Source organism: Embleya sp. NPDC056575 (genome assembly GCF_042793325.1).
Lineage (GTDB): Bacteria > Actinomycetota > Actinomycetes > Streptomycetales > Streptomycetaceae > Embleya.
The window spans coordinates 8,157-29,976 of sequence record NZ_JBHTVA010000106.1; the positions used below are offsets into that span (position 1 = coordinate 8,157).

A 21,820-nucleotide genomic window follows, 5' to 3' on the forward strand; every position below is an offset into this window, starting at 1 on the left:
CCCCGCCCGGGTCGGCCTACGCGACCCGGGTGCAGGGGGATCCGAGCGCGGCGCTGAGGACGCGCGGGGCCGGCTCGCCGGCGCGGGTGTAGGTGTGCACCAGCGCCCGGCGGACGGCCGCGAGCGCGGCGCCGGGCACCACCGCGATCGTGGGCCCGTCCGCGTCCGGCAGCGGGCGGGCCTCGATCGCGCCGGCGGCAAGGGCGTTGCGGGCGGGCTCGGTGATCGGCCCGGCGCTCCGCCCGGTGGACGGCCCGCCGACCGCGCCACCCGCCCGGCGCGGCACCGCCAGGACGAAGCGCAGGCCGAGCCCGTCGGGGTCGAACGGCACGTGGGCGGGCACGCCGGCATCGCCCCCGAACACCATCACGTGGCCGAGCCTGGCGAACAACGCCGCCGCGCCCAACGGCGGATCGGCGAGCCGGATGCGGGACCGATGGGCATCTCCCGGCTCCGGTTCGTGGAACGCCGCCTCGATCAGCGCCGCCGTACAGGCCAGCGGGACGGCCGCGGACAGCCCGGCGCACTCCGGCAGGTCGGTGTGTACCAGCAGATCGAGCCCACCCGCGCCGGTGGTGCCCGCGAGCACCGGGCGGACCCACTCCGGGACCGGGCCGACGTCGCCCCTCGGGTCCACCTCGACACCCTCGTCCGGCCGGTCGATCGAGCCGAGCCGCAACCTCCCGTCGGCGCGCGGCGCGGCGGCGACCACCACCCGCCAGGACAGCGCCACGGCGGTGCCCGCCCCGGCCCGCGAGCCGGTCCGGCGCAGCACGTACGGCGCGGACCAGACCCCGGCCGGCGGTCGGCCGAACGCCTGTGTGAAGGCGAACGGCACCAGGCGCAACACGGGCGCCGCACCGCGAGCGGTGGGCAGCGCCGCCGCCGTCGGCGGGTCGCTGTGCGGGCGGGTCATCCCGGATCCTTTCGGGCGAGGAGACGGTAGGCGTTGCTCATGCCCTGCTCGCCCGCCACGCGGGCGAGCAGCGCGCCCACGGCGTCGAGCAGCACGGCCACGACGAAGCACGGCACGGACAGCGTGACCAGCACGGCGCGGCGGGCCCGGCGCAGCGGGGTCGGGCCGCCGGGGACCCACGGCATCGCGGGGTTGGGCCCGAGCGCGGTGAGGGCCTGGGAGACCGCGCCGGTGAAGTCGTTGCCCTGGTGCGCCCGCCCGTGTTCGCGCGCGAGCACGGTGAACCCCCGCGCGTGGAGCGCGGCTTCGAGGTTGCGCCAGGGCATCAGGTGCTGGTGTTGGGGCTGGAACAGCGGCAACCACAGGCCGCGCAGCAACTGCCCGTACCGGCATTGCGGATCGGGCAGTTCGATCAGCAACCGGCCGCCCGGCACCAGGACCTTGGCGGCGGCGTCGAGTTCGGCCAGCGGATCGCGGGTGTGCTCCAGGTAGTGGTGCATGCCCACCGCGTCGTAGCCGCCCGCCAAGTCGTCGGCCAGTTCGGGGAACTGGCCGCGATACCCGGTCCGGATCCAGCCGCGGCGCTCGGCCTCGGCGACCCCGTCGCCCATGTCGAGGCCGTCGAAGACGGTGTCCGGGAGCACGGTGCGGCCGACCACGCACATGTGCCCGTGGCCGGTGCCCACGTCCAGCCAGGCGCGCGGGCCGCAGTCCTCCGGCGTGTGTCGGCGCAGCAGTTCGGCACGGGCGCGGTAGGTCCGCGACATGGTGCCGAACAGCGCCTCGGCGCCCGCGCCGCCGAGACCGTCGTAGAAGTCGCGGTAGTAGTAGTCGAGTCCGGCGAGGGACAGACGCGGGTTCTGGAAGACGTGCGTGCAGTCCCGGCACCGTTCGAGGGTGAAGCGGCCCGGTTTGCCCTGGAGGTGGTCGCGGACCCGGCGGTGCACCGCGAGCCGGTCCGAGCCGCACCACGGGCAGGTGTCGCGCCGGTCCTCGAAGAAGGCGTCGAGGCCGTCGGCGACGCCACGCTCGTACGCCGGGCGCAGCGCCGCCGGATCCGGCGCCGGCCGCTTGGCCGCGGCGGTCGGACGGGGCCCGGCGACCGCGCGGAGCCAGCGCGGCACGGCCAGGAACGGACGCAGCGCGCCGGCCCGGCCCAGGTCGCGCGGGCGCACCGGCGAGCGGCCGGCGACCACGGCGAAGGGCTGCGTCCACATGGCCAGGAAGACCACCGCACCCCAGAACGGGCTGGTCACACACGCACCGGCGTACGCGGCGGCCTCACCCGGGTTGCCGATCAGGGTCGGCCACACCGGCACCCCGCTCGCCCGCAGCCGACGTTTGCGCAGCGCGGGGTCGGGACGCGTCGCGGACAGCCCGGGCGCGACCGCGTGCCCGGTGCCGAGCGCGGCGAACGGCTTGAGTCGGACCATGAGTTCGATCAGGGCGGGGCCGTCGAGGTCGGCCAGGTCGTCGCCCGGTACCGCGGCCCGGCGCAGCACGTCCTGGTGCACGAGCAGCGCGTGGCCCGCGCCCCGGCCGCGGGCGAGCGGGTCGCGGTGGATGCGGTCCGGGTCCACGCGGGCGAGCAGGGTGAGCAGTTCGTCGCTGGGCAGGTCGCCGGGAACGAGGTCGAGCAGGAGCAGGTCGTGCTGCTCGGCGTGGGCGACTCCCGCGCGGATGGTGGCCTCGTCCGGGTGAACACCGGTCGCGGATACGCACGTCCAGGGGCCGGTCGGCCGGTCCCGCGTCGATGCGGTGGCCAGTGTGGGCAATTCGGGCAACGTCGGCAACGCGCGCAGCCGTCGCCGCAGCGTGCGCGTGCCACCGGCCAGGCCGAGCCCGATCAGCAGGGCGAGCCACGGGAACGGTCCGTCCACGGGATTCAGCACAGCTTCTCCAGACGTTCGGCGGCGGCGTCGGCGCCGCCGGCCGCGGCGAACGAGGCACGGATCCGGGCGGCGCCCGCACGCAGTTCGGGGCGGTCCAGCGCGTCGGTGACGGCCGCGCGCAACTCGGGTACGTGCGCGCGCCCGAAGCGCACCCGGACCCCGGCGCCGGCCGCCACCACCTGGCGCGCCACGATCGGCTGGTCGTCCCGGATCGGGGCGAGCACCAGCGGCAGGCCGAACGCCAGCGCCTCGCACACCGTGTTGTGGCCGCCGTGCGTGACCACCGCGTCCAGGTGCGGGAGCAGGGCCAGTTGCGGGACGAACTCGCGGACCAGGACATGCTCGGCGGGCGCCCCGGCCAGCCGCTCCGGCGCGGCCAGGATCAGCTGGAGCCGATCCGCGAGCGGGAGGGTGGCGGCCACCACGGCCGGATAGAACCGGTCGCCGGCGTCGCGGTTGAGCGTGCCGAGCGAGACCAGGACGTGCCGGCGATCCGGATCGAGCCGGTCCCACGGGAAGTCCACCGTCGCCGGGCGGCGGCCGAACGCGGGGCCCACGTAGCAGTGGTGCGCCGGGACCGGATCGCTCAGGCCGACCAGTTCCGGCGTGGAGAAGACCAGCACCAGTCGGGGCGAGAAGCGCGGATCGCAGTCGCCGGGTACCCCGGCCGCCACCGCCGCCTCGGCGATCCGGGTTCGCACCCAGTCGTCGATCTTCGGAAAACCCACCAGCGGCCGGGTGAACTCGGCCGAAGTGGTCGCCGAAGTCGCCCACGGCACGCCGGCTTTGACGGCGGCGAAGGCGCCGGCGAAGGTCTGCTGGTCGGCCACGACCACATCCGGCCGGTAGCCGGCCACGGCCGCCGCGACGCCGGGCAGCATGGTGTGCGCGAGCGGGACCAGGGTCTCCTCGACCAGGAAGCGCAACGCGCGCACCCCGCGCAGCCGTTGCCACCTCGCGTGCAGTCGGGCGTACCCGCCGGGGGCGCCGGGGGAGTCGGCGGTGGCGAACAAGCGGGCGCCCAGCGGCAGCAGGTCCAGGATCTCCGGCGGCCCGCACCACACCGCCTCGTGCCCGCGCTCGGCGAGTGCGGCGGCGACCGCGACGGTGGGATTGACGTGGCCGGCGAAAGGCGGCACCACGAACATGAATCTCATCGGCCGACCCCGGGCCGCACCGACACCCGCTCGTGCCGGGGCAACCAGTCGAGCAGCGCGGCCAGTACGGGCGCGGTGGCCTCACGCAGCACGGTGTGCGCGACGCCGGGCAGCACGGTGAGCGTGCAGTGCGGGAGCACTTTTGCCAACCGCCGTGCGGGCGGCGCCAGTTCGGACAACTCGCCGTACAGGGCGAGCACCGGACAGGCCACCTCGGCGAGTTCGGCCTCGGTCGGGGCGCGCAGGAGGGTGACGTCCTCGATCAGGGTCGTGCCGTTCAGGAGCGCGTCGGCGCCGGCCCGCAGTCGGGCCGCCTTGCGCGCGGGCCCCACGGGCAACCGCTCCGGGCCGGGATGCGCCGCCAGGCCGAGGGCGGCCAGGTTGAGCGTGTTGGCCATCTCCTCGACCCAGCCGCCGGCGTACGGTTCGGTGCCGGCCGCGACGTCCAGGCACTGGCCCTCGATCAGCACCAGGCTCGCCACCAGGTCGGGCCTGGACCGGGCGACGCGCAGCGCGATCAGGCCGCCGAAGCTGTTGCCGACCAGGTGTACCGGGGTCGGTACGTCGCACGCGTCGAGCAGCGCGGCCAGGTCGGCGACCGCGCTGTCCGGGTCGTATCCTCCGCGGGGCCGCTCGGTGCGGCCGTGTCCGCGCTGGTCGTAGAGCACGACCTCGGCACCCGCGCGGGCGACCGGTGCGGCGAGCGTGTAGTAGAAGCTGGAGAGGTTGTCCAACACCAGACCGTGCAGGAAGACCACCGGCGTGCGCGGTGCGGGCCGGTCGGCGGGTGGGGACAACCGCTGGACGTGGAAGCGCAGGCCGTTCGCGTGCACCTCGCTCATCGACCGGCACCACCGACGGCCTCGGCGCGGGTACGGGCCGCGATGTGCTCGACCAGGCGGCCGACCGTCATCGCCATGATCTCCTCGATCTCCAGGTCGGCGAGGAAGGCGATGAAGTCGACCCGGTCGCCGTAGCGCTCCTGGAGCCGGCCGGCCAGCGCGACGAACTCGATGCTCTCCAGGGCCAGATCGTCGTCGAAGCCGCTGTCCGGGGTGATCTCGGCGGCGATCAGCAGTTCCTCGCCGACGATCTCGGCGAGCATCCCGGCCACCTCGGCCAGGATCCGGTCGGCGTGCGGGTCCGCGCTCATCGGGTGCTCCCATGTGAGGTGGTGGGGATTCCTGGTTGCCGGGTGCTCGTCCACGCGACCACGTAGTGGTCGATCCGGGTGCCGTCGGGATCGGTGACGTCCCGGGTGTGGACCAGGAGTTCGGCGCCGTCGGCCGCCGCGGGGCGGACGGACAGCTCGGCCTCGTGCGGGCCGACGGGCCGGGCCGCGGTTACCACGTGCGCCGGGTGGTCGGTGCCGGCCGCCCGGTCGGCCGCTTCCCTGGCACAGCGAAAGCGCAGCGCCCACAGCCCGGGCGGCTCGCTGTCGGATCCCACGAGCGCGGCCGGCGGGTCGTATGTGTCGGGTGCCGGGGGTGGGCCTTCGGGATCCAGGCGGGCGACGGCGATGCCGAGCGGTGCCGGGCCCGCGACAGCCACCCCCAGGCGGTGCTCGTGCGCGATGGCGACGTGCAGCGGGGTCGGGGCGGGGGCGTCGGGCTCGGCGACCACGTGCGCGAGCGGGCGGCCGGGGTCGGCGGTGTCGATCCGGACCTGGGCCGGGTACAGCGGGCCGTGCCCGTGCGCCCACAGGTGTTGCCGGGCCGCGTCCTTGGCCGCGACCCGCCGGAGCAGCCACCCTCGGCGGTCTCGAGGTGCCTGGGCGGCGAACTCGGCCCGCTCGGCGGTGTCCAGGTAGCGGCGGGTCACCAGGTCCTGCGCGGCGGGGTCGGGCCACCGGGTGCGCAGCAGGCACCAGCCCTGCGCCTGCGGCTCGGCGATGCCGGTGGTGTGCGGGGTGAACTTCATCGGCCACACCCGCTCGTCGGCGGCGAACCGGCGATAGACCCAGTCGCGCACCCGGATCCGCACCGCACCCGTGCCCGGGTCGACCAACTCGACGTCGCCGCGCACCGTGGTGGGCCCCACCTCCCGGATCCGGGCGGTGGCCAACAGCTGTGCGCCCGGCTCGGGTTCCGGTCCGTACCCGTCGATCGCCGCCACCGACATCGGGAACACCAGGCGGTCCGTGGTCAACCGCAACTGCATCCAGTGGCCGAGCAGTTGCCCGGCCGCGTCGAGGAGCGCCCCGGGCGCGGGCAGCGCGCGCAGGACGCCCCGGATGCCGTCGTCGGCGACGGTCAGCACCTGCTCGACCCCGGCGAATCCGGGTCCGTGGAACATCCAGCGGTCCCCGTACAGATCCGGCGCGCGCACCGGCGCGGGGCCCTCGCCGGTCAGCGGTGTGCGGTCGGGGGCAGGCCCGGGACGGACGGCGGTCTCGTCGGTGAGCAGCACCTCGGCGGACATGTACCGGCCGAACGCGATCCGGATCCGGTCCGGGTCCACGGTGGTGCGGACCAGTTCGGTGTCGGTCGGCGGGGCCACCGGCAACCAGCGCAGGGAGCGCACGTCCCGATACCCGACGACCACCCGACCCGGCCCGGCCGCGCTCAGCGCCTCGTCGCCGGCCAGCCGGATCAGCGTGGTCATCGGCACCACCGGGAAACGATCCGCCGGGTCCGGCCACCACTCGGGCTGCTCGTAGACGCAGTGGTCGCGGACGTAGGGGTGGTCGACGAGCGAGAAGCGGTACGCCCGGCGCGAGCCGGTGTCGGTGTCGCCTCCGGGCGGCGGCGCGGGCAACCCGGGCGCCTCGGCTTCGCCGGCCATGCCCGCTGCCATGGCCGCCGCCACCGTGCGCTCGGCGTCGGCGAGCGTCGCGTGGAACGCCGCCAGCACCGGATGCGTGGAGCCGGCGGGCGGGCGGGACGTACCGCTCAGCCGCAGCGACCCGGCGGCCGGTCCCAACGCGACCACGGGGGAGCCGAGATCGAGCCGGACGATCGGCCCGGCGGGCGGTCGTGCGGCGACGCGGTCGATGCCGGGCCCGGACTCCCGCGCGGTCGCGGGCAGGCCCGTTCGTACCGGCCCCCGCGGATCGATCGCCGCGCCCTCCACCCACAGCGCCGCCAGCGCTCGGCGAAAGCCCGCCGGACCCGGGTGCAGCGTGGAGTGGGCGGCCACGGCCAGCGCGTCGCAGCCGCGCATGGTGTCGTGCACGAAGCCGACCAGGCTGCCCGCGCCCGGCTGGACGAACACCCGCACTCCGCCCGCGTACAACTCCTCGATCAGCTCCCGGAACCGCACCGGTTCGAGGAGATGACGCACGGTCAGTTCGCGAACCGCGGCGGCGTCCGCCGGATACGGCGCGATGGAGGTCGCCGACCACACCGGCAGGCGCGGGGTACACAGGGGCAGGTGCTCGAACGCGTCGGACACCTGCCCGAGGTAGGGCGCCCACATCGGGGTGTGGAAGCCGGAGCGGAACGGCAGTTCGCCGCCCATCACGCCCTCCCGGCGCAGCCGACCCAGCACCTCGGTGACGGCCTCGGCCGGACCGCAGATCACGCTTTGGTTGGGGCAGTTGTCGTGCGAGACCACCACCGGCTCGGTGCCCACGTGCCGTTCGGCCATCGCGACGCCGCAGCCCACCGCCGCGTAGACCAGGTCCGGGACGTCCAGCGAGTCCGGGCGCAGCGACGCGAGGAAGCCGTCGACCGCCGTGCGCGGGTACATCCCGGCGACGACCATCGCGGTCCACTCGCCCATGCTGTGCCCGGCCAGCAGATCCGGTACCAGGCCCGCCTCCTCCAGCTCGGCGGCCAGGAACCGGCCCGCGGTCAGCGCGTCCACCGCCCGGCCGACCAGGTCCTCGGCGCCGGTGGTCTCGGGCCGGGGCCGGCCGTACGCGTCGGCCAGGTCGTCCAGGCGCGGCGACATCTCCGGCTCCAGACCGGGAAACAGGAACGCGACCCGCCCCGGATTCGCCGCGTGCGGCCCGAGCAGCGGACGCGGGGTGAACCAGATCTCGGCCCGGCCGCGCCACGGCACCCCGCGCTCCACGGCACGCGCGGCCAGCGCGAGCCGCTTCGGCGTCGGATCGGCGACCGCGAGCCGACAGGGGCCGGCGGATCCGGCCGAACCGGTCGACCCGCTCGACCCGCCCTGGTCCGCCCGGTCGGCGAGCAGGCGGAGCAACTCGGGCACCGAATCGGCGGCCAGCGTGAGCACATCGGGCAACTCGCCCGTGCCCTCGCCCACCGACCACCCGCCCCCGGTCGGCAGTGCCACCGCCCGCCCCGCCGGCGGCTGTTCCAGCACCGCGTGCGCATTCACCCCGCCGAAGCCGAACGCGTCGACCGCCGCCAGCCGCCCGCCCGCCGGGTTGACGGGCCACGCCTCGGCCCGCCCCTGCGGGCGCATCCGAGTGCCGGCGAAGCCCGGATGCGGGTCGTCGACATGCAGGGTCGGCGGCAACGTGCGGTGATGCAGCGCAAGTGCCGCCTTGAGCAGGCCGGCCATCCCCGACGCCTGCATCGTGTGCCCGATGTTGGACTTGATCGTGCCGAGCGCGACATCCGCCGGCCCGTTGCCCACGCGCGGCCCGAACACCTTGCCCAGCGTGACGAGTTCCGCCTCGTCCCCGACCGGGGTACCGGTCCCGTGCGCCTCGACCAAACCGAGCAGACCGCGCTCCGTCGGGTCCAACCCGGCGGCCAGCCAAGCCTGTTCGAGCGCTCGGACCTGCCCGTCCACCAGCGGACTCAGCAGACTCGCGGCCCGGCCGTCGCTCGACACGCCGACGCCGCGCACCACCGCGTACACCCGGTCGCCGTCGCGTTCGGCGTCGGCGAAGCGCTTGAGCAACACCGCGCCGGTGCCCTCGGCGATCAGCGTGCCGTCCGCCGCCCGGTCGAACGGCCGGATGCGCTCGCTCGCGCTGAGCGCCCGCAACTGGGTGAACACGCTCCACAACGTGGCGATGTGGCAGTGGTGCGCGGCACCCGCGATCACCGCGTCGCAACGCCCGGACCGCAACTCGGCGGCGGCCTGGTCCAGGGCGAGCAGCGAGGTCGCGCAGGCCGCGTCCAGCGTGTAGGCGGGCCCGCCCAGGTCGAGCCGGTTGGCGATGCGGGACGCCGTGAAACTGGGTACCAGGCCGATCGACGCCTCGGGGCGCTCGGGGCCGAGCGACGCCTGGAACGCCTCCCGGATCGCGGTCAATCGGTCCCGATCCAACTCCGGCGCCAACTCGCCGATCAGGGAGGCGAGTTGATGCGCCGTGCGCACCCGCTGATCGAGCCGGGCGGTGGCCACGCCCATGTAGCCGCCACGACCGAAGACCACGCCGACCCGGGACCGGTCCGGCAGTCGGGCCTCGCCACCCGCGTCGGCGATCGCCTCGGCGGCGGCCCGCAGCGCGAGCAACTGGTCCGGTTCGGCGCCGGCGACCACGGCGGGCATGATGCCGAAGCGCACCGGATCGAAGGTGGCCAGGTCGTCCACGAAACCGCCGCGCCGGCAGTAGAACCGATCGCCGCGAGCGGGCTCGCCGGCCGTGCCCGGCGCGTAGTGCAGTGCCGGATCCCACCGATGCGGCGGCACGTCGGTGATCGCGTCCACCCCCGACTCGACGAGCCGCCACAACGCGTCGGGCCCGGCCGCGCCCGGGAAGATCGCACCGATCCCGACGATCGCCGCATCGTCCGGACGCGGGCCGCGCGCGCTCATCCGGCCACCGACCCGTCGGTCGGCGGGCAGACGTACACGGCCTGCGGGTCCGTACCGGCGGCCAGTTCGTCCAGCAGCGCCCGCACACCGTGTTCCGGATCGATCAACGGCATGCCGCGCCGGGCGTATTCGCGGGCCAACTCGGCCGTCACCATGCCGCCGCCGGTCGCCGCCCACGGACCCCAGTCGACGGTCACCACACGCCGGGCCACCGGCGCGAGGGTGTCGTCGGACCCGGCCGACCAGTGCCACGCGAGGGTGGCCAGGGCGTCGTTGGCCGCCGCGTAGTCGGTCTGGCCCCGATTGCCGTACACCCCGGCCACGCTGCCGAACATGGCCAGGAACGCCGGCGGCGCCAGGGTCGGGCGCAGTGTGCGCAGCGCCGCGACCAGGGCCCGGGCCCCGGCCACCTTCGTGGCGAACACCCGCCGACACGACTGCGCGCTCTTGTCCGCGAGGAGCCGATCGGCCAGTACACCGGCGCCGTGCACGATGCCGTCCAACCGGCCGTGCCGCTCGGCGATGCCGGCCAGGATCCGGCGGACCGCGTCGGCGTCGGTGACGTCGGCCGTGTGCAGCCGTACCGAGGCGGCGTGCTCGGCCGCCTCGGCCAGCGTGGCCCGCACCTCGCGGCGGTGCAGGATCCGGGTCGACTCGGCCTCGATCAGAGCCGGTTCGCGCATCCCGCCCGCGATCAACGCGGCCCGCAGCGCCGGCGCGTCCGGCGCGGCGGCCAGCGCTTCCGGCTCCGGCTCGTCGTCGAGGCCGGTGCGGCCCAGGAGTTCGATGTGGCACCCGGTGGCCCGGGCCAGGCCGATCGCGGCCCGGGCGGTGATGCCCCGCGCGCCGCCGGTCAGCAGCACCACCGAGGCCGGGCCGACACGCTCGCGCAGCAGGGCGTCCCGGTCGGCGGGCGGCAGGTCCGGGAGCGGCGCCGGCCGCGGGTGCAGGGTCACCCGGTGTTCGCCGGCCAGGCCGAGCAGGACCGGCGCGCCGGGCTCGGGCCGATCGGGGGTGCGGCCCAGTTCGACCAGGAGTCGGTGGGCGAGCCGGGCGGGCTCGGTCTTGGCATCCAGGTCCAGGACCCGGACGACCCGATCGGGATACTCCAGCGCGGCGGCCCGGGCGAACCCGGCCAACCCCGCCCCCGGCACCGGATCCGGCCCGGCGGCATCCGGACCCCGGCCGAACCGACCGCCGCCGGCGGTGACCAGGAACACCTGCCGTACGCCGGCCACGAGCGCGTCCCGCAACAGCGGGAAGGCGTCCGGGAACACGGGGTCGGGACCGTCGGCGAGCGCGCCGAGGTGTACGAGCGTGTCCACCTCCGCCCAGCCCGGATCCGCACCCGCCTCGACCCGATCCCGCGCCCGCGACTCCACCACGACCCCGTGCGCGGCCAGTACATCGGCCAACGCCCAGGCGATGCCGCTCCCGTCCTCGACCAGCACCACACGCCGGCCACGCAACCGCGCGCCAGGGAGCGGGCCTTCCGGGTCGCCGGGCGCCACCGTGGGCGGCTCTTCGACCGGCACACACTCCACGACATGCCGGGTGGGCCGGCCGGCGAGGGGAGCGGCGGGCTCGTGCACCATCGGCTCGATCGGCACGGCCCGTTCGTTCCCGGCGGACCCCGCCTCCAGCACCCCGGCCACGATCGCGTCGATCGTCTTGACCCTGGCCAGCCGCTCGATCACCTCCGCGTCGACCGGCTCGGCGTCGACCACGCCCGCGCCCGTGCCGCCGGCAAGGCGCAGCCGCAGCGCCAGTTCGCCGATGATCTCGGTGCGTTTGATCGAGTCGACGGACAGGTCCGCCTCCAGGTCCAGGGCCGGATCGAGCATGTCCTTCGGGTAGCCGGTCCGGGTTCCCACGATGTCGAGGACCACGTCCAGCACCTGCGCGCGGGTGAGCGGCCCGGTCGGTGCGGCCGGTTCCACCCGGACCGGAGCCGGCTCCACCCGCACGGGAGTCGGCTCCGGTCCGAGCGCGATCGGCGGCGACTCGGGAACCCCGCCCGGTACGCCCAGGTAGCCGAGCAGCACCTCACGCTGTGCGGCGACCGCGGCCCGCGCGCCGGCCAGGTATTCGAGCAGCACCGTGTCCCGCGCCGAGCGCTCCGGTACACCCGACTCGACCGCCGGCCCGGTGGGCGGCGGGGCCACCGGGGTCGCCGGGCGCAGCCCACCCGCCACCGGCCGGCCGTCGGCGGTCCGCACCAGATGGCCGTCCACCGTCCAGGCCGGTCGTGGGCCGGGCTCGACGTCCTCCGGCCGCACCCGCCCGGCCAGTCCGCCCGCGACCCGCACCGGCACGCCGGCGACGGCGAGTTCGGCGAGCGCGGTGAGCAGTCGGCGCAGCCCGTCCTCGCCGGGGACGTCGCAGGCCACCGCGGTGTGCGGCCGGTCGCCGAGGATCGCCCCGACCATGGCGGTCAGCGCCCGACCCGGTCCGGCCTCGACGAAGATCCGCACCCCCGCCGCGTACATCGCCTCGATCTGCTCGGCGAACCGCACCGGCTCGGCCACCTGACGGGCCATCAGCGCGCGGATGTCGGCGGGTGCGTCCGGGTAGCGCGCCGCGGTGCCGTTGGACCACACCGGGATCCTGGGCGGACGTACGTCCAGGTCCGCGACGGCGACCGCGAGGGTGTCGGCCGCCGCCGCGACCACGGGACTGTGGAACGCGCACGCCACCGGCAGCCGCCGGGCCGACAGGCCCGCCTCGGCCAGCGCGGCGATCGCCGAGGTCAGGGCCGCCTCCGGGCCGGACACCACGGTCTGGGTCGGCGTATTGCGGTTCGCGAGCACCACGCCGTCGAGCCCGGCCAGCACTTCGGCCACCCGGTCCGCGCCGGCCGTGACCGCCGCCATCGCGCCGGGTTCCGCGCCGGCGGCGGCCAGCACCGCCGCCGCGCGGACCTCGCCGAGCCGGCCCAGGTCCCCGGTGGCCAGCACGCCCGCCGACCACAACGCGGCCACCTCGCCGTAGCTGTGCCCCGCGACCTGGTCCGGCCACACCCCGAACCGGTCGAGCAGCCGGGTCAACGCGACCGCCGCCACCCCGAGCGCGGGCTGCGCCCGGCGGGTATCGGTGAGCCGCGCCGCCTGCGCGGCCCGCTCCTCCGCGTCGAACGCCGCCGCCGGAAACATGGCCCGCACACACTCGGGATCGATGTCCCGCAGTCCGTCGCACAGTTCGGGAAAGCGAGCGAACAGATCGGCGAGCATCCCCGGCCGCTGACTCCCCTGCCCGGGATACAAGAACGCCACCTGCCCACCCACCCCGGCCTCCGCTTCCGTGCCGAGCCCGGCCTCCACCCCGGCCTCCGTCGCGGCCTCCGCGTCCTTCCGGTGGAAGATCTCACCGGCAACATCGACCGCCCCCGCCCGGGCCAGGGTCAACTTCACCCGCAGATCCGCGTGATCAGCGGCAACGAAGGCAATCCGCACCGGGATTTCGGCACTCGACCCGGGCTCTACCACTTCGTCCGCGATCGCCGCCAACCCCCGCAACGGCAGGTCCTCGCCCGCGTCCAGCCGCGCCGCCAGCCGATCCAGTGCCGCGTGTGCCGCCGCCCGGTCCGCGCCGCGAAAGCAGAACAGCTCGACCGGCCACGCGGCATCCGCACCACCCGGCCCGCTCACCCCGGACGGCTCCGAACCGGCCAGCACCGCATGGAAGTTGGTGCCTCCGAAGCCGAACGCGCTCACCCCCGCGATGCGTTCGCCCACCGGTGCCGTCCACGGGCGGGCCCGGTTGTCGAACACGAACGGCCCCGCGTCCGGCGGTCGGCGCAGATGCAGCGTCGGCGGACGCACCCCGAAGTGCACCGCGAGCGCCGCCTTGGCCAGCCCGGCCAGACCCGCCGCACACTTCGTGTGGCCGATCTGCGACTTCACCGAGCCCACCGCGCAGGTGCCGGGGGTGGCCCCATGTGCCGTGAACACCTCCGTGAGGGTGTCCAGTTCGGCCCGGTCGCCGACCACCGTCCCGGTGCCGTGCGCCTCGACGAGGCCGACCCGCGCCGGCGACACGCCCGCCGCCCGGTAGGCGCGTTCCAGGGCCCGCCGCTGGCCCTCGGGGCGCGGCGCGGTCAACCCGAGCGAACGCCCGTCGCTGGATCCGCCGACGCCCTTGACCACCGCGTAGATCCGGTCGCCGTCCCGCTCGGCGTCCGCGAGCCGCTTGAGCAGCACGCACACCGCGCCCTCGCCCAGCGCGATCCCGTCCGCGTCCGCGTCGAACGTCGCGCACCGCCCAGTCGGCGACAACGCCCGCACGGAGGAGAACATCAGGTAGTCGTTGATCCCGTTGTGGGTGTCCACCCCGCCGCACAGGACCAGATCGCTGGATCCGGTGTTCAGTTCCTTGCAGGCCAGGTCGAGCGCGGCCAGCGAGGCCGCGCACGCGGCGTCGACGGTGAAGTTGACCCCGCCCAGATCGAGCCGGTTGGCGATCCGGCCGGCGATCACGTTGGCCAGCACGCCGGGAAAGGAGTCCTCGGTGGGGGCGGGCAGTTGCCGGTCCAGATCGGCCGGCAACGCGCCGAAGTAGCCCGGGAACAACGCCCGGAAGCCGTACGCGCCCGCCAGGTCGGTGCCCGCCTCGGCGCCGAAGATCACCGAGGTCCGCTCCCGGGCGAAGGCCCGCCCGGGGCCGTACCCGGCGTCGGCCAGCGCCCCCGACGCCACGTGCAGCGCCAGCAGTTGGGCCGGTTCGATCGCGGCGAGCGAGGCGGGCGGGATGCCGTAGCCGGTCGCGTCGAAGCCGATCGCGGGTACGAACCCGCCCCACTTGGACGGCGTCCGCCCGGCCGGCACCGCCCCGGGCGCCGCACCGCGGACCGAACCGCGCGCGGTCGCGCCCGGTTCGGTGCTCGGCGCGAAGTACCGCTCGGTGTCCCAGCGTTCGCGCGGCACCTCGGTCACCGCGTCCACGCCGGCCAGGATGTTGCGCCAATAGCTCGCCAGGTCCGGCGCGCCGGGAAGCACACAGGCCATGCCCACGATCGCCACGTCCTGCGGCCGGGGCGGGGCCGGTCGGTCCGCCCCGCCCACCTCGCGCACCCGGCGGGCCAGCCACGCGGCCGACCCGGTGGTGACCTCGCGATGCAGTGCGGCCACGTCGGTCGGCGCGGACCGCAACACCGCGGCCTGACCCAGCATGAACATGCCCTCCCGGCGCTGCGCGTCCGGGTCCACCGCGACCAGCCTGTCCGCCTCCCGGCGCAGCCCCTTGCCGGCGATCCGCAACCGGCCCAGGTTCAGCCGCTCCAACTCGGCCCACACCTCGCGGGCCGGCACCCCACGCGACTCCAGATCGCGCCGGCGGGCCTCGAACGCGGCCACGAACGGGGTGTCGGCACAGCGCGTGGCATGCCCGGGCGCGGTCTGGACCAGTGCGGTCGCCGCGCACTCGACCGCCGCGGCCTGGAACCCGGGCACGATCGCCCCGCCCGCCACCGCCTCGCGGGTGAACAGGTACGCGGTGCCCATCAGCACGCCGACCGAGGCCCCGCGCTCGACCAGGGGCGCCGTCGCCGCGGCCACCATCGCCGCCGAGCGCGCGTCGTGGATCCCGCCCGCGAACAGCAGGTCCAACCCGGCCGCGCCGCCGTGCCGTTCGGCGAACGCGAGCAGGGTGTCCACCTGCGCCTCCCACAGCGGGAAACTGGCGCGCGGCCCGACGTGCCCGCCGCATTCGGTGCCCTCGAAGACGAATCGCCGGGCACCCTCGCGCAGGAACTGGCCCAGCAGCCCGGGGGAGGGCGCGTGCAGGTAGGTGCGGATCCCGGCGGCCTCCAACGGCGCGGCCCGATCCGGCCGACCACCCGCGATCAGCGCGTACGGCGGACGGGCGGCGAGCACCGCGGCCACCTGCTCCTCGCGCAACTCCGGCGGCGCGAAGCCCAGCAGCCCCGCGCCCCACGGCAGATCACCGAGCAGCGCGCCGGTCTCCGCGAGCAGCGCGCGCACCTCGGGGCCGCGCAGCAGGGACAGCGCGAGAAAGGGCAACCCGCCCGCCCGGGCCACCTCGTGGGCGAAGGCGGCCCGGTCGCTCACCCGCGTCATCGGCCCCTGTACCGGCCGCAGCCGCGCGCCGTGCCGGGCGGCCGCGGCCAGGTGGTCCACGATCGCCTCGCGCACCGCGCACACCACCCGACCGGCGGTGCCGTGCCGATCCGCGAGCCGGGCGGCCGACCCGCCGTCCTGCCCGACCGGCAACAACTCGCGGTGCAGTCCGCCCGCGCCCAGCGCGAGGCCGAGATCGCCGGGCGCCGCCGCGACGAGGCGGTCGATCGGCAGATCCGGCCGGCGATAGACCCGATGCCCCCGGATCACGACCGTCTCACTGCCGTCCATCGCCCGGACCGCCGCCGCCACATCGCCCGGCAGCGCGCTCTCCGCGACCAGGGCCAGCTGGGTGTCGAGCAGCACCCCGGCGGCGCCGCCCGCGACCGCCGCGGCGGCGGTGTGCGGCCCGATCCCGCCGGCCGCCCAGACCGGCACCGTCACCCGCACGTCCGCGAGCAACTGCTGGAGCAGCACGAACGTGGTCAACTCACCACATCGGCCGCCGCTTTCCGCGCCTCGCGCGATCACCCCCGCCGCGCCGCCGGCCACCGCCGCGTGCGCCTGCTCGGCGCACGTGACCTCGACCAGGACCCGCCGTCCGGGACCGGCGTCGGCGATCGACCACGGCGCGTCGGGCGCGAGCAGCACCGTGTCCACCCGCTCGGGCAGCTCCCGCGGCCCGAGCGGACAACCCACCGGCACCCGTACGCCGAAGCCGGCGAGCACGCACGCCCGGGCCAACTCGGCCAGCGCCGGCCCGCGTTCTCGGCCGAGGTCGAGCACCGCGAGCGCGCCGGCCCGATGTGCGGCGATCACGACTGGGGCGTCGGGGCGCCCCAGGGGGCTCACCGCGAGAACCTGATCGCGACGCGGGGACGTCGACGTCATGGGCAAGTGCCTCCATCCGGGAAACCAGCCAGGAACCGGTCGGTGCGGGCGGCAGGGGCGTGAACGTACGATCAGGCACGGCGAATTGCCCCGGCGACGCCCGAGTCGGGCGTCCGTGGCGGTGGGAAAACGTGCATGTCGTGGTGGAAAGACCGTGCAACCGTGGAAAGCGGTACGGAATCGAAAAATCGGCCGCCGTCGAACCACCGGGCCGTATCGTCGGTTTCGGACATCCAGGAGTCAACGACGAACCGGCCGTCGCCGCTCCGCTCGCGAACACCCCCACGAACGCCCGTCGAACCCCGCGGCACCCGGGCGACATCGGGGCGATACCCGGCCGATACCCGGCGCCCCGGCCCGGCGGACCGACCACGATCCCGGTTCCGGAACGGCGACGACTCTTGCCCGTACGGCATGCACCCATGCCCTGCCGATCCGCCACCGGCATCCCGACGGCTCGACCAGGTATGCGAATTGCCCGTTTCGAACCCTGCCGGTGTGGGCGGCGTGACCGTTATGGTGCGGTGCGTGACCCTCCAGCAGCTGCGCTACCTCGTCGCCGTCGCGAACTTCGGCACCATGACCGCGGCCGCGGAAGCCCTCTACGTCGCCCAGTCGGCCCTGTCCCGTGCCCTGAAGGCGCTCGAACACGAGTTGGAAGCCGAGCTGTTCGTACGCGAGGGGCGCACGGTGGGCCTGACCGCCGAGGGCTCCAGGGTGGTCCGGCTCGCCCGCACGGTGCTCGATACGGTCACCGCGATCGAGGACATCGGCCGACCGGTCGGCACGGTGTCCGAGCCGACCCTGACCGTGGCCACCACGTCCACCCTCGCGATCGGCCATGTCGCCCGCCTGGTCGCGGCGTTCGCCGCCGAGCACCCCGAGGCGCCGATCGAGGTGACCCGGCACGACGGGCGCGAGGCGGTGCTCGCGGCGGTCCGTGCGGGTACCGCCGCGATCGGGGTGGCCGACACACCCGGACCCGGCGATCTGCGCACCTACCGGCTCGCCGAGACCGAGGTGGTGCTGGTGTCGCCGCCGGACACCCGACTGTCCGACCCGGTGCCGTGGAGCGCGCTGCACGGCCTGCCGATGGTGCTGCCCGAGCGCGGCAGCGAGCGGCGCTCGCAGTTCGAGGCGATGTTCGCCGAGATGGGCGTGCGTCCGCTCGCCCGCTGTGAGCACAACGACCGGGTCAACTGGGTCGCGGGCGTACTCAACGGCGAGGGCTCGCTGCTGTGGTACCGGGACGTGGCCGAGGACGTCTTCGGCGACGCGGCCTCGATCCGCTCGCTCGACCCGCCGCTGTGGCGCGGCATCATGCTGGTCTGTCGCGAGGACTCCCGGGAGCGCTCGGCCCGGCTGTTCGTCGACCTGGCCCGCCGCGGCGGGGTCGGCGAACCGGACGCGGACCGCGTCGCCCCCGGGGACCGTCCGGCTACAGGACCGGCGCCGCCGCGGGCTCGCCCAGGTCGGGAGTGTCCGTGAAGGTCACGTGCGCCCCGCCGGGACCGTGCAGCTCCAGCACGGTCACCGTGTTCTCCCCCTCCCGCAACACCGGCGCCGGCACATAGAGCGTGCGCTGCGGCCCCGCGGACCAGTAGCGGCCGAGCAGGAAGCCGTTGATCCACACCAGGCCCTTGGTCCAGCCGTCGAGCCGGACGAACGTGTCGCCGACGGTCGCGACCTCGAACGTGCCGGTGCGCACCACCGGCACACCCGCCGGGATCGGCCCCGAGGCGTCCGGCAACACCGGCCCCCGCGACGCGTCCAGCGGCAGCGGATACATCTGCCAGCCGAACAGGCGCTGCCGCTCCCACCGCACACCCTCGGTGATGCCCTTGCGGTCGTGCAGGCCCGGCCCGTAGTTGATCCGGCCGCAGTTCTCCACCAGCAGATCCAGCCGCGCGCCACCGGCGGGCACGGACAACTCGCACGAGGCGGTGCCGCCCTCGCTGCGATCGAGCACCGCGACCGGCACCCCATCGAGGAACACCTGGGCCCGGTCGGCCAATCCGTCCACGCACAGCGGCGCACTCTCACGCGGGCCGCTGACCCAGGTGCGGTACAGGGTGAAGCCGTACGCCTGGTCCAACTCCTCCATGGTCATCGTGTTCGGCGAGTACACCGGCGCGGACAGGTCCTCGACGTGCGCGAGCAGCGGCGCGGCCGAGGGCAGCGCGACCTCGCCGAGCTTCACGCGCGCCGGCAGCGCCGGCGGCGGCTCGTCGGGCAGCGGCGCGTAGCGGCCGATCACCTCGCGGAACGCCCAATACTTCTCGGTGAGTTCGCCCGCCTCGCCGATCGGCGCGTCGTAGTCGTAGCTGGTGATCGTCGGCTGATAGGCGCCGTCGACCTCGTTGGCGCCGTTCATCAGCCCGAAGTTGGTGCCCCCGTGCGCCATGTACAGGTTCACCGACCCGCCGGCCGCGAGCATGTCGTCCAGCACGCCCGCCGCGTCCGCCGCGTCCCGCACGTGGTGCGGGTCGCGCCAGTGGTCGAACCAGCCGTTCCAGAACTCCATGCACACCGGCGGCCCGTCCGGCGACCAGCGGCGCAGCGCCGCGAAGGACTCGGCGGCGCGCGAGCCGAAGTTCACCGTCGGCAACACCCCGGCCACCGTGCCGCCCTGGAGCATCGGCTCGGTCGGCCCGTCGGAGGTGAACAGCAGCCCGCTCGCGCCGCGCCGGCGCATCCCGTCGACCAGGTGCCGCAGATAGGCCACGTCGTTGCCGTAGCTGCCGTACTCGTTCTCCACCTGGAGGGCGATCACCGGCCCGCCGTGCTCCGCGAGCAGCGGTTCGACCAGCGGCATCACCGCGTCCAGCCAGCGGTCCACCGCTGCCAGATACGGCGGGTGCGAGCAGCGCAGCCGCATCCCCGGGTCCTTGAGCAGCCAGGCGGGCAGGCCGCCGAACTCCCACTCGGCGCAGATGTACGGGCCGGGTCGCACGATCGCCTTCAGCCCCTGGCGCTCGGCCGCGCGCAAAAACGCGACCAGGTCCTTGCCGCCGGTGAAGTCGAAGGTGCCCGGGGTCGGCTCGTGCAGGTTCCAGGCGACGTACGTCTCGACCGTGTTCAGGCCCAGGCCGCGCAGCCGGGCCAGTCGGTCGTCCCACTGCGCGGGGTGGACGCGGAAGTAGTGCAGGGCACCGGCGAGCAAACGAAACGGCCTGCCGTCGAGGGTGAAGCCGTCTCGACTCGGGACAAGGCTGGGGGTGGTCAAGACGCTCCTCGGTGCAGATGCGGTGTAGACGCGGTGCGATGGGTCCGGATCATCGTGCACGAGGCACACGGCCCGGACATGCACTCTTCTCGACGGCAGCATGGACTTTTCCGGACCCCTCGACCCATGCCCGCGGCTCTCCGACCTGGATGGATACTCTCTGGTTCACCCACCTTGCCATTCGGTGACCTCGCACTTGGACTTTTCTCGCGGATCACCTCGACAAAAGCACGATCCGCGCGGCAACCCGTTGACGCCTTGTCGGGCAGGGCACATGATCGGCGGCCAGACAGCCTCCACCGGCTCTCCCCACCACTCCATCGTCTCTCCGCTGCATCCTGTCTCCGATCACGTGCCGGGCTTTGTCGAGCCCCGCCCATTCCCCGAAGGGACGGCCACCCCATGTGGGCCAGCACCCGCCCGCGCAGAGGCCGCCGGACGGCCCGCCGCGCAGCCGTCGCGGTCACCGTCGCGGCGCTCACCGCGCTCACCGCCTGCGGTTCGGACTCCGGCGACAACAAGGACGGCGCCGACAAGGCGGCCCAGGGCGACAAGGCGTCCGGCGGCACCGCACAGCTCGACTTCTGGGGCTGGAACCCGGCCTATGAGAAGGCCGTGAGCGCGTTCAACGCCTCCCACCCCGACATTCGGGTCAACTACAACAAGGTCGAACCCGGCTCCAAGGGCGGCTACGCCAAGATGCTCGCCGCAGTGAAGGCGAACAACGCGCCGTGCCTCGCCCAGATGGGCTACGAGACGCTGCCCAGCTTCCTGGTCGAGGGCGCGCTCCAGGACGTCGACAAGGAGGCCGCGGCGATCAAGGCCAAGTACTCCGCCGGCGCCTGGTCGCAGATGAGCGTCGCGGGCAAGACCTACGGCATCCCGGTGGATACCGGCCCGGTCGCGATGTTCTACCGCACCGACGTGTTCGCCAAGCACAACCTGACCCCGCCCAAGACCTGGGACGAGTTCGCCCGGCAGGCCGACACGGTGCACACGGCCGACCCGTCGGTGGCCTACTCGGCGTTCGGCGGCAACGACCCGTGGTGGTACGCGGGCATGGCCTGGCAGAACGGCGGCAGCTGGTTCAAGCCCGAGGGCGAGACCTGGAAGGTCTCGATGACCGAACCGGGCACGCAGAAGGTCACCCAGTACTGGCAGCAACTGCTCGACAAGAAGGCCGTCTCCTCGGACCCGACCTTCACCCCCGACTGGTACAAGCGGTTCGGCGACGGCAGCGTCGCCAGCTACGTCGGCCCGGTCTGGTTCACCGCGCTCCTGGAGGAGAACGCCAAGGACGCCGCGGGCAAGTGGGCCGTCGCGCCGATGCCGCAGTGGGACGCCGGCGGCAAGACCACCGGCAACATCGGCGGCTCCGGCACCGCCGTGCTCAAGGGCTGCAAGAACACCAAGGCCGCGGTCGCCTTCGCCGACTGGATGAGCAGCGACCCCGCGAGCCTGACCACGCTGGTCAAGGACGCGGGCATCTACCCGGCGGCGACCGCCGGAGCGAGCCTGGACGCGATGCAGCAGCCCTCCGCGTACTTCGGCAACGCGAAGATCTACGACATCTTCAAGGACTCCGCCGCGCAGGCCCCGACCGGCTGGCAGTGGGGCCCCACGATGACCCAGGTCTCCGCCGACCTGACCGACCGGGTCGGCAAGGCCGGCGCCGGCAACGGCAAGCTCGCCGACGCGCTGACCGGCGTACAGGGCACCACGATCAAGGCCATCCAGGACAAGGGCCTGAAGGCCGCCGCGGGCTGACCCGGCGACACCACCCCGACGCCGGGGCCCGTCCGCACCGTGCCCCGCCGCCGCGCGTCACCTCGCGCGGCGGGGGGGCGCCCGCGGCCCCCCCCCCCCCCCCCCCCAACCCCACCCCCCCCCCCCCCCCCCCGCCCCCCCCCCCCCCCCCCCCCCACCCCCCCCCCCCCCCCCCCCGGGCCCCCGCCCGCAGGGGCGAGCCCCCCGGCCGC

At 74.9% G+C, this 21,820-nt stretch carries 10 protein-coding genes; 2 read left to right on the forward strand and 8 right to left on the reverse strand.

The features are described from left to right. Positions 1-16: 16 nt before the first annotated feature. Genes ACFRCG_RS45145 through ACFRCG_RS45175 form a run of 7 tightly spaced genes read right to left on the reverse strand, consistent with a single transcriptional unit; the run spans position 17 to position 16,615 of the window. Entirely contained in the window at positions 17-916 is a 900-nt protein-coding gene (locus ACFRCG_RS45145) for a hypothetical protein (RefSeq protein ID WP_380042489.1), read from the reverse strand. Next, positions 913-2,808: a methyltransferase domain-containing protein gene (locus ACFRCG_RS45150; protein ID WP_380042490.1), complete on the reverse strand. Its 1,896-nt coding sequence runs from the start codon at positions 2,806-2,808 to the stop codon at positions 913-915. The genes ACFRCG_RS45145 and ACFRCG_RS45150 overlap by 4 nt, the downstream gene beginning before the upstream one ends. Continuing rightward, the gene (locus ACFRCG_RS45155; protein WP_380042491.1) at positions 2,802-3,965 is read right to left on the reverse strand and encodes a glycosyltransferase; all 1,164 of its coding nucleotides are present in this window, start codon (positions 3,963-3,965) and stop codon (positions 2,802-2,804) included. Before ACFRCG_RS45155 ends, ACFRCG_RS45150 begins: the two co-directional genes overlap by 7 nt. Next, on the reverse strand, positions 3,962-4,807 hold the full coding sequence (locus ACFRCG_RS45160) for an alpha/beta fold hydrolase (protein WP_380042492.1): 846 nt from the start codon (positions 4,805-4,807) through the stop codon (positions 3,962-3,964). Before ACFRCG_RS45160 ends, ACFRCG_RS45155 begins: the two co-directional genes overlap by 4 nt. Continuing rightward, entirely contained in the window at positions 4,804-5,118 is a 315-nt protein-coding gene (locus ACFRCG_RS45165) for an acyl carrier protein (protein ID WP_380042493.1), read from the reverse strand. The genes ACFRCG_RS45160 and ACFRCG_RS45165 overlap by 4 nt, the downstream gene beginning before the upstream one ends. After that, entirely contained in the window at positions 5,115-9,650 is a 4,536-nt protein-coding gene (locus ACFRCG_RS45170) for a beta-ketoacyl synthase N-terminal-like domain-containing protein (protein WP_380042494.1), read from the reverse strand. The genes ACFRCG_RS45165 and ACFRCG_RS45170 overlap by 4 nt, the downstream gene beginning before the upstream one ends. Beyond that, positions 9,647-16,615, reverse strand: coding sequence for an SDR family NAD(P)-dependent oxidoreductase (locus tag ACFRCG_RS45175; RefSeq protein ID WP_380042495.1), 6,969 nt, complete (start codon positions 16,613-16,615; stop codon positions 9,647-9,649). The genes ACFRCG_RS45170 and ACFRCG_RS45175 overlap by 4 nt, the downstream gene beginning before the upstream one ends. A gap of 528 nt (positions 16,616-17,143) precedes the next feature. Here ACFRCG_RS45175 and ACFRCG_RS45180 point away from each other — a divergent pair. Beyond that, complete coding sequence (locus tag ACFRCG_RS45180) at positions 17,144-18,103, forward strand: LysR family transcriptional regulator (RefSeq protein WP_380042496.1); 960 nt, start codon at positions 17,144-17,146, stop codon at positions 18,101-18,103. On the opposite strand, the gene ACFRCG_RS45185 is transcribed toward ACFRCG_RS45180, so the two are convergent. Then, positions 18,054-19,841 (reverse strand): glycoside hydrolase family 35 protein, encoded by a 1,788-nt coding sequence (locus tag ACFRCG_RS45185; protein WP_380042497.1) that lies wholly within the window; start codon positions 19,839-19,841, stop codon positions 18,054-18,056. The two genes, ACFRCG_RS45180 and ACFRCG_RS45185, sit on opposite strands and share 50 nt — an antisense overlap. A gap of 402 nt (positions 19,842-20,243) precedes the next feature. On the opposite strand from ACFRCG_RS45185, the gene ACFRCG_RS45190 reads away from it, so the two are divergent. Further along, positions 20,244-21,608 carry an ABC transporter substrate-binding protein gene (locus tag ACFRCG_RS45190; protein ID WP_380042498.1) on the forward strand — a complete coding sequence of 455 codons (1,365 nt, stop codon included), beginning with the start codon at positions 20,244-20,246 and terminating at the stop codon, positions 21,606-21,608. Positions 21,609-21,820 lie beyond the last annotated feature (212 nt).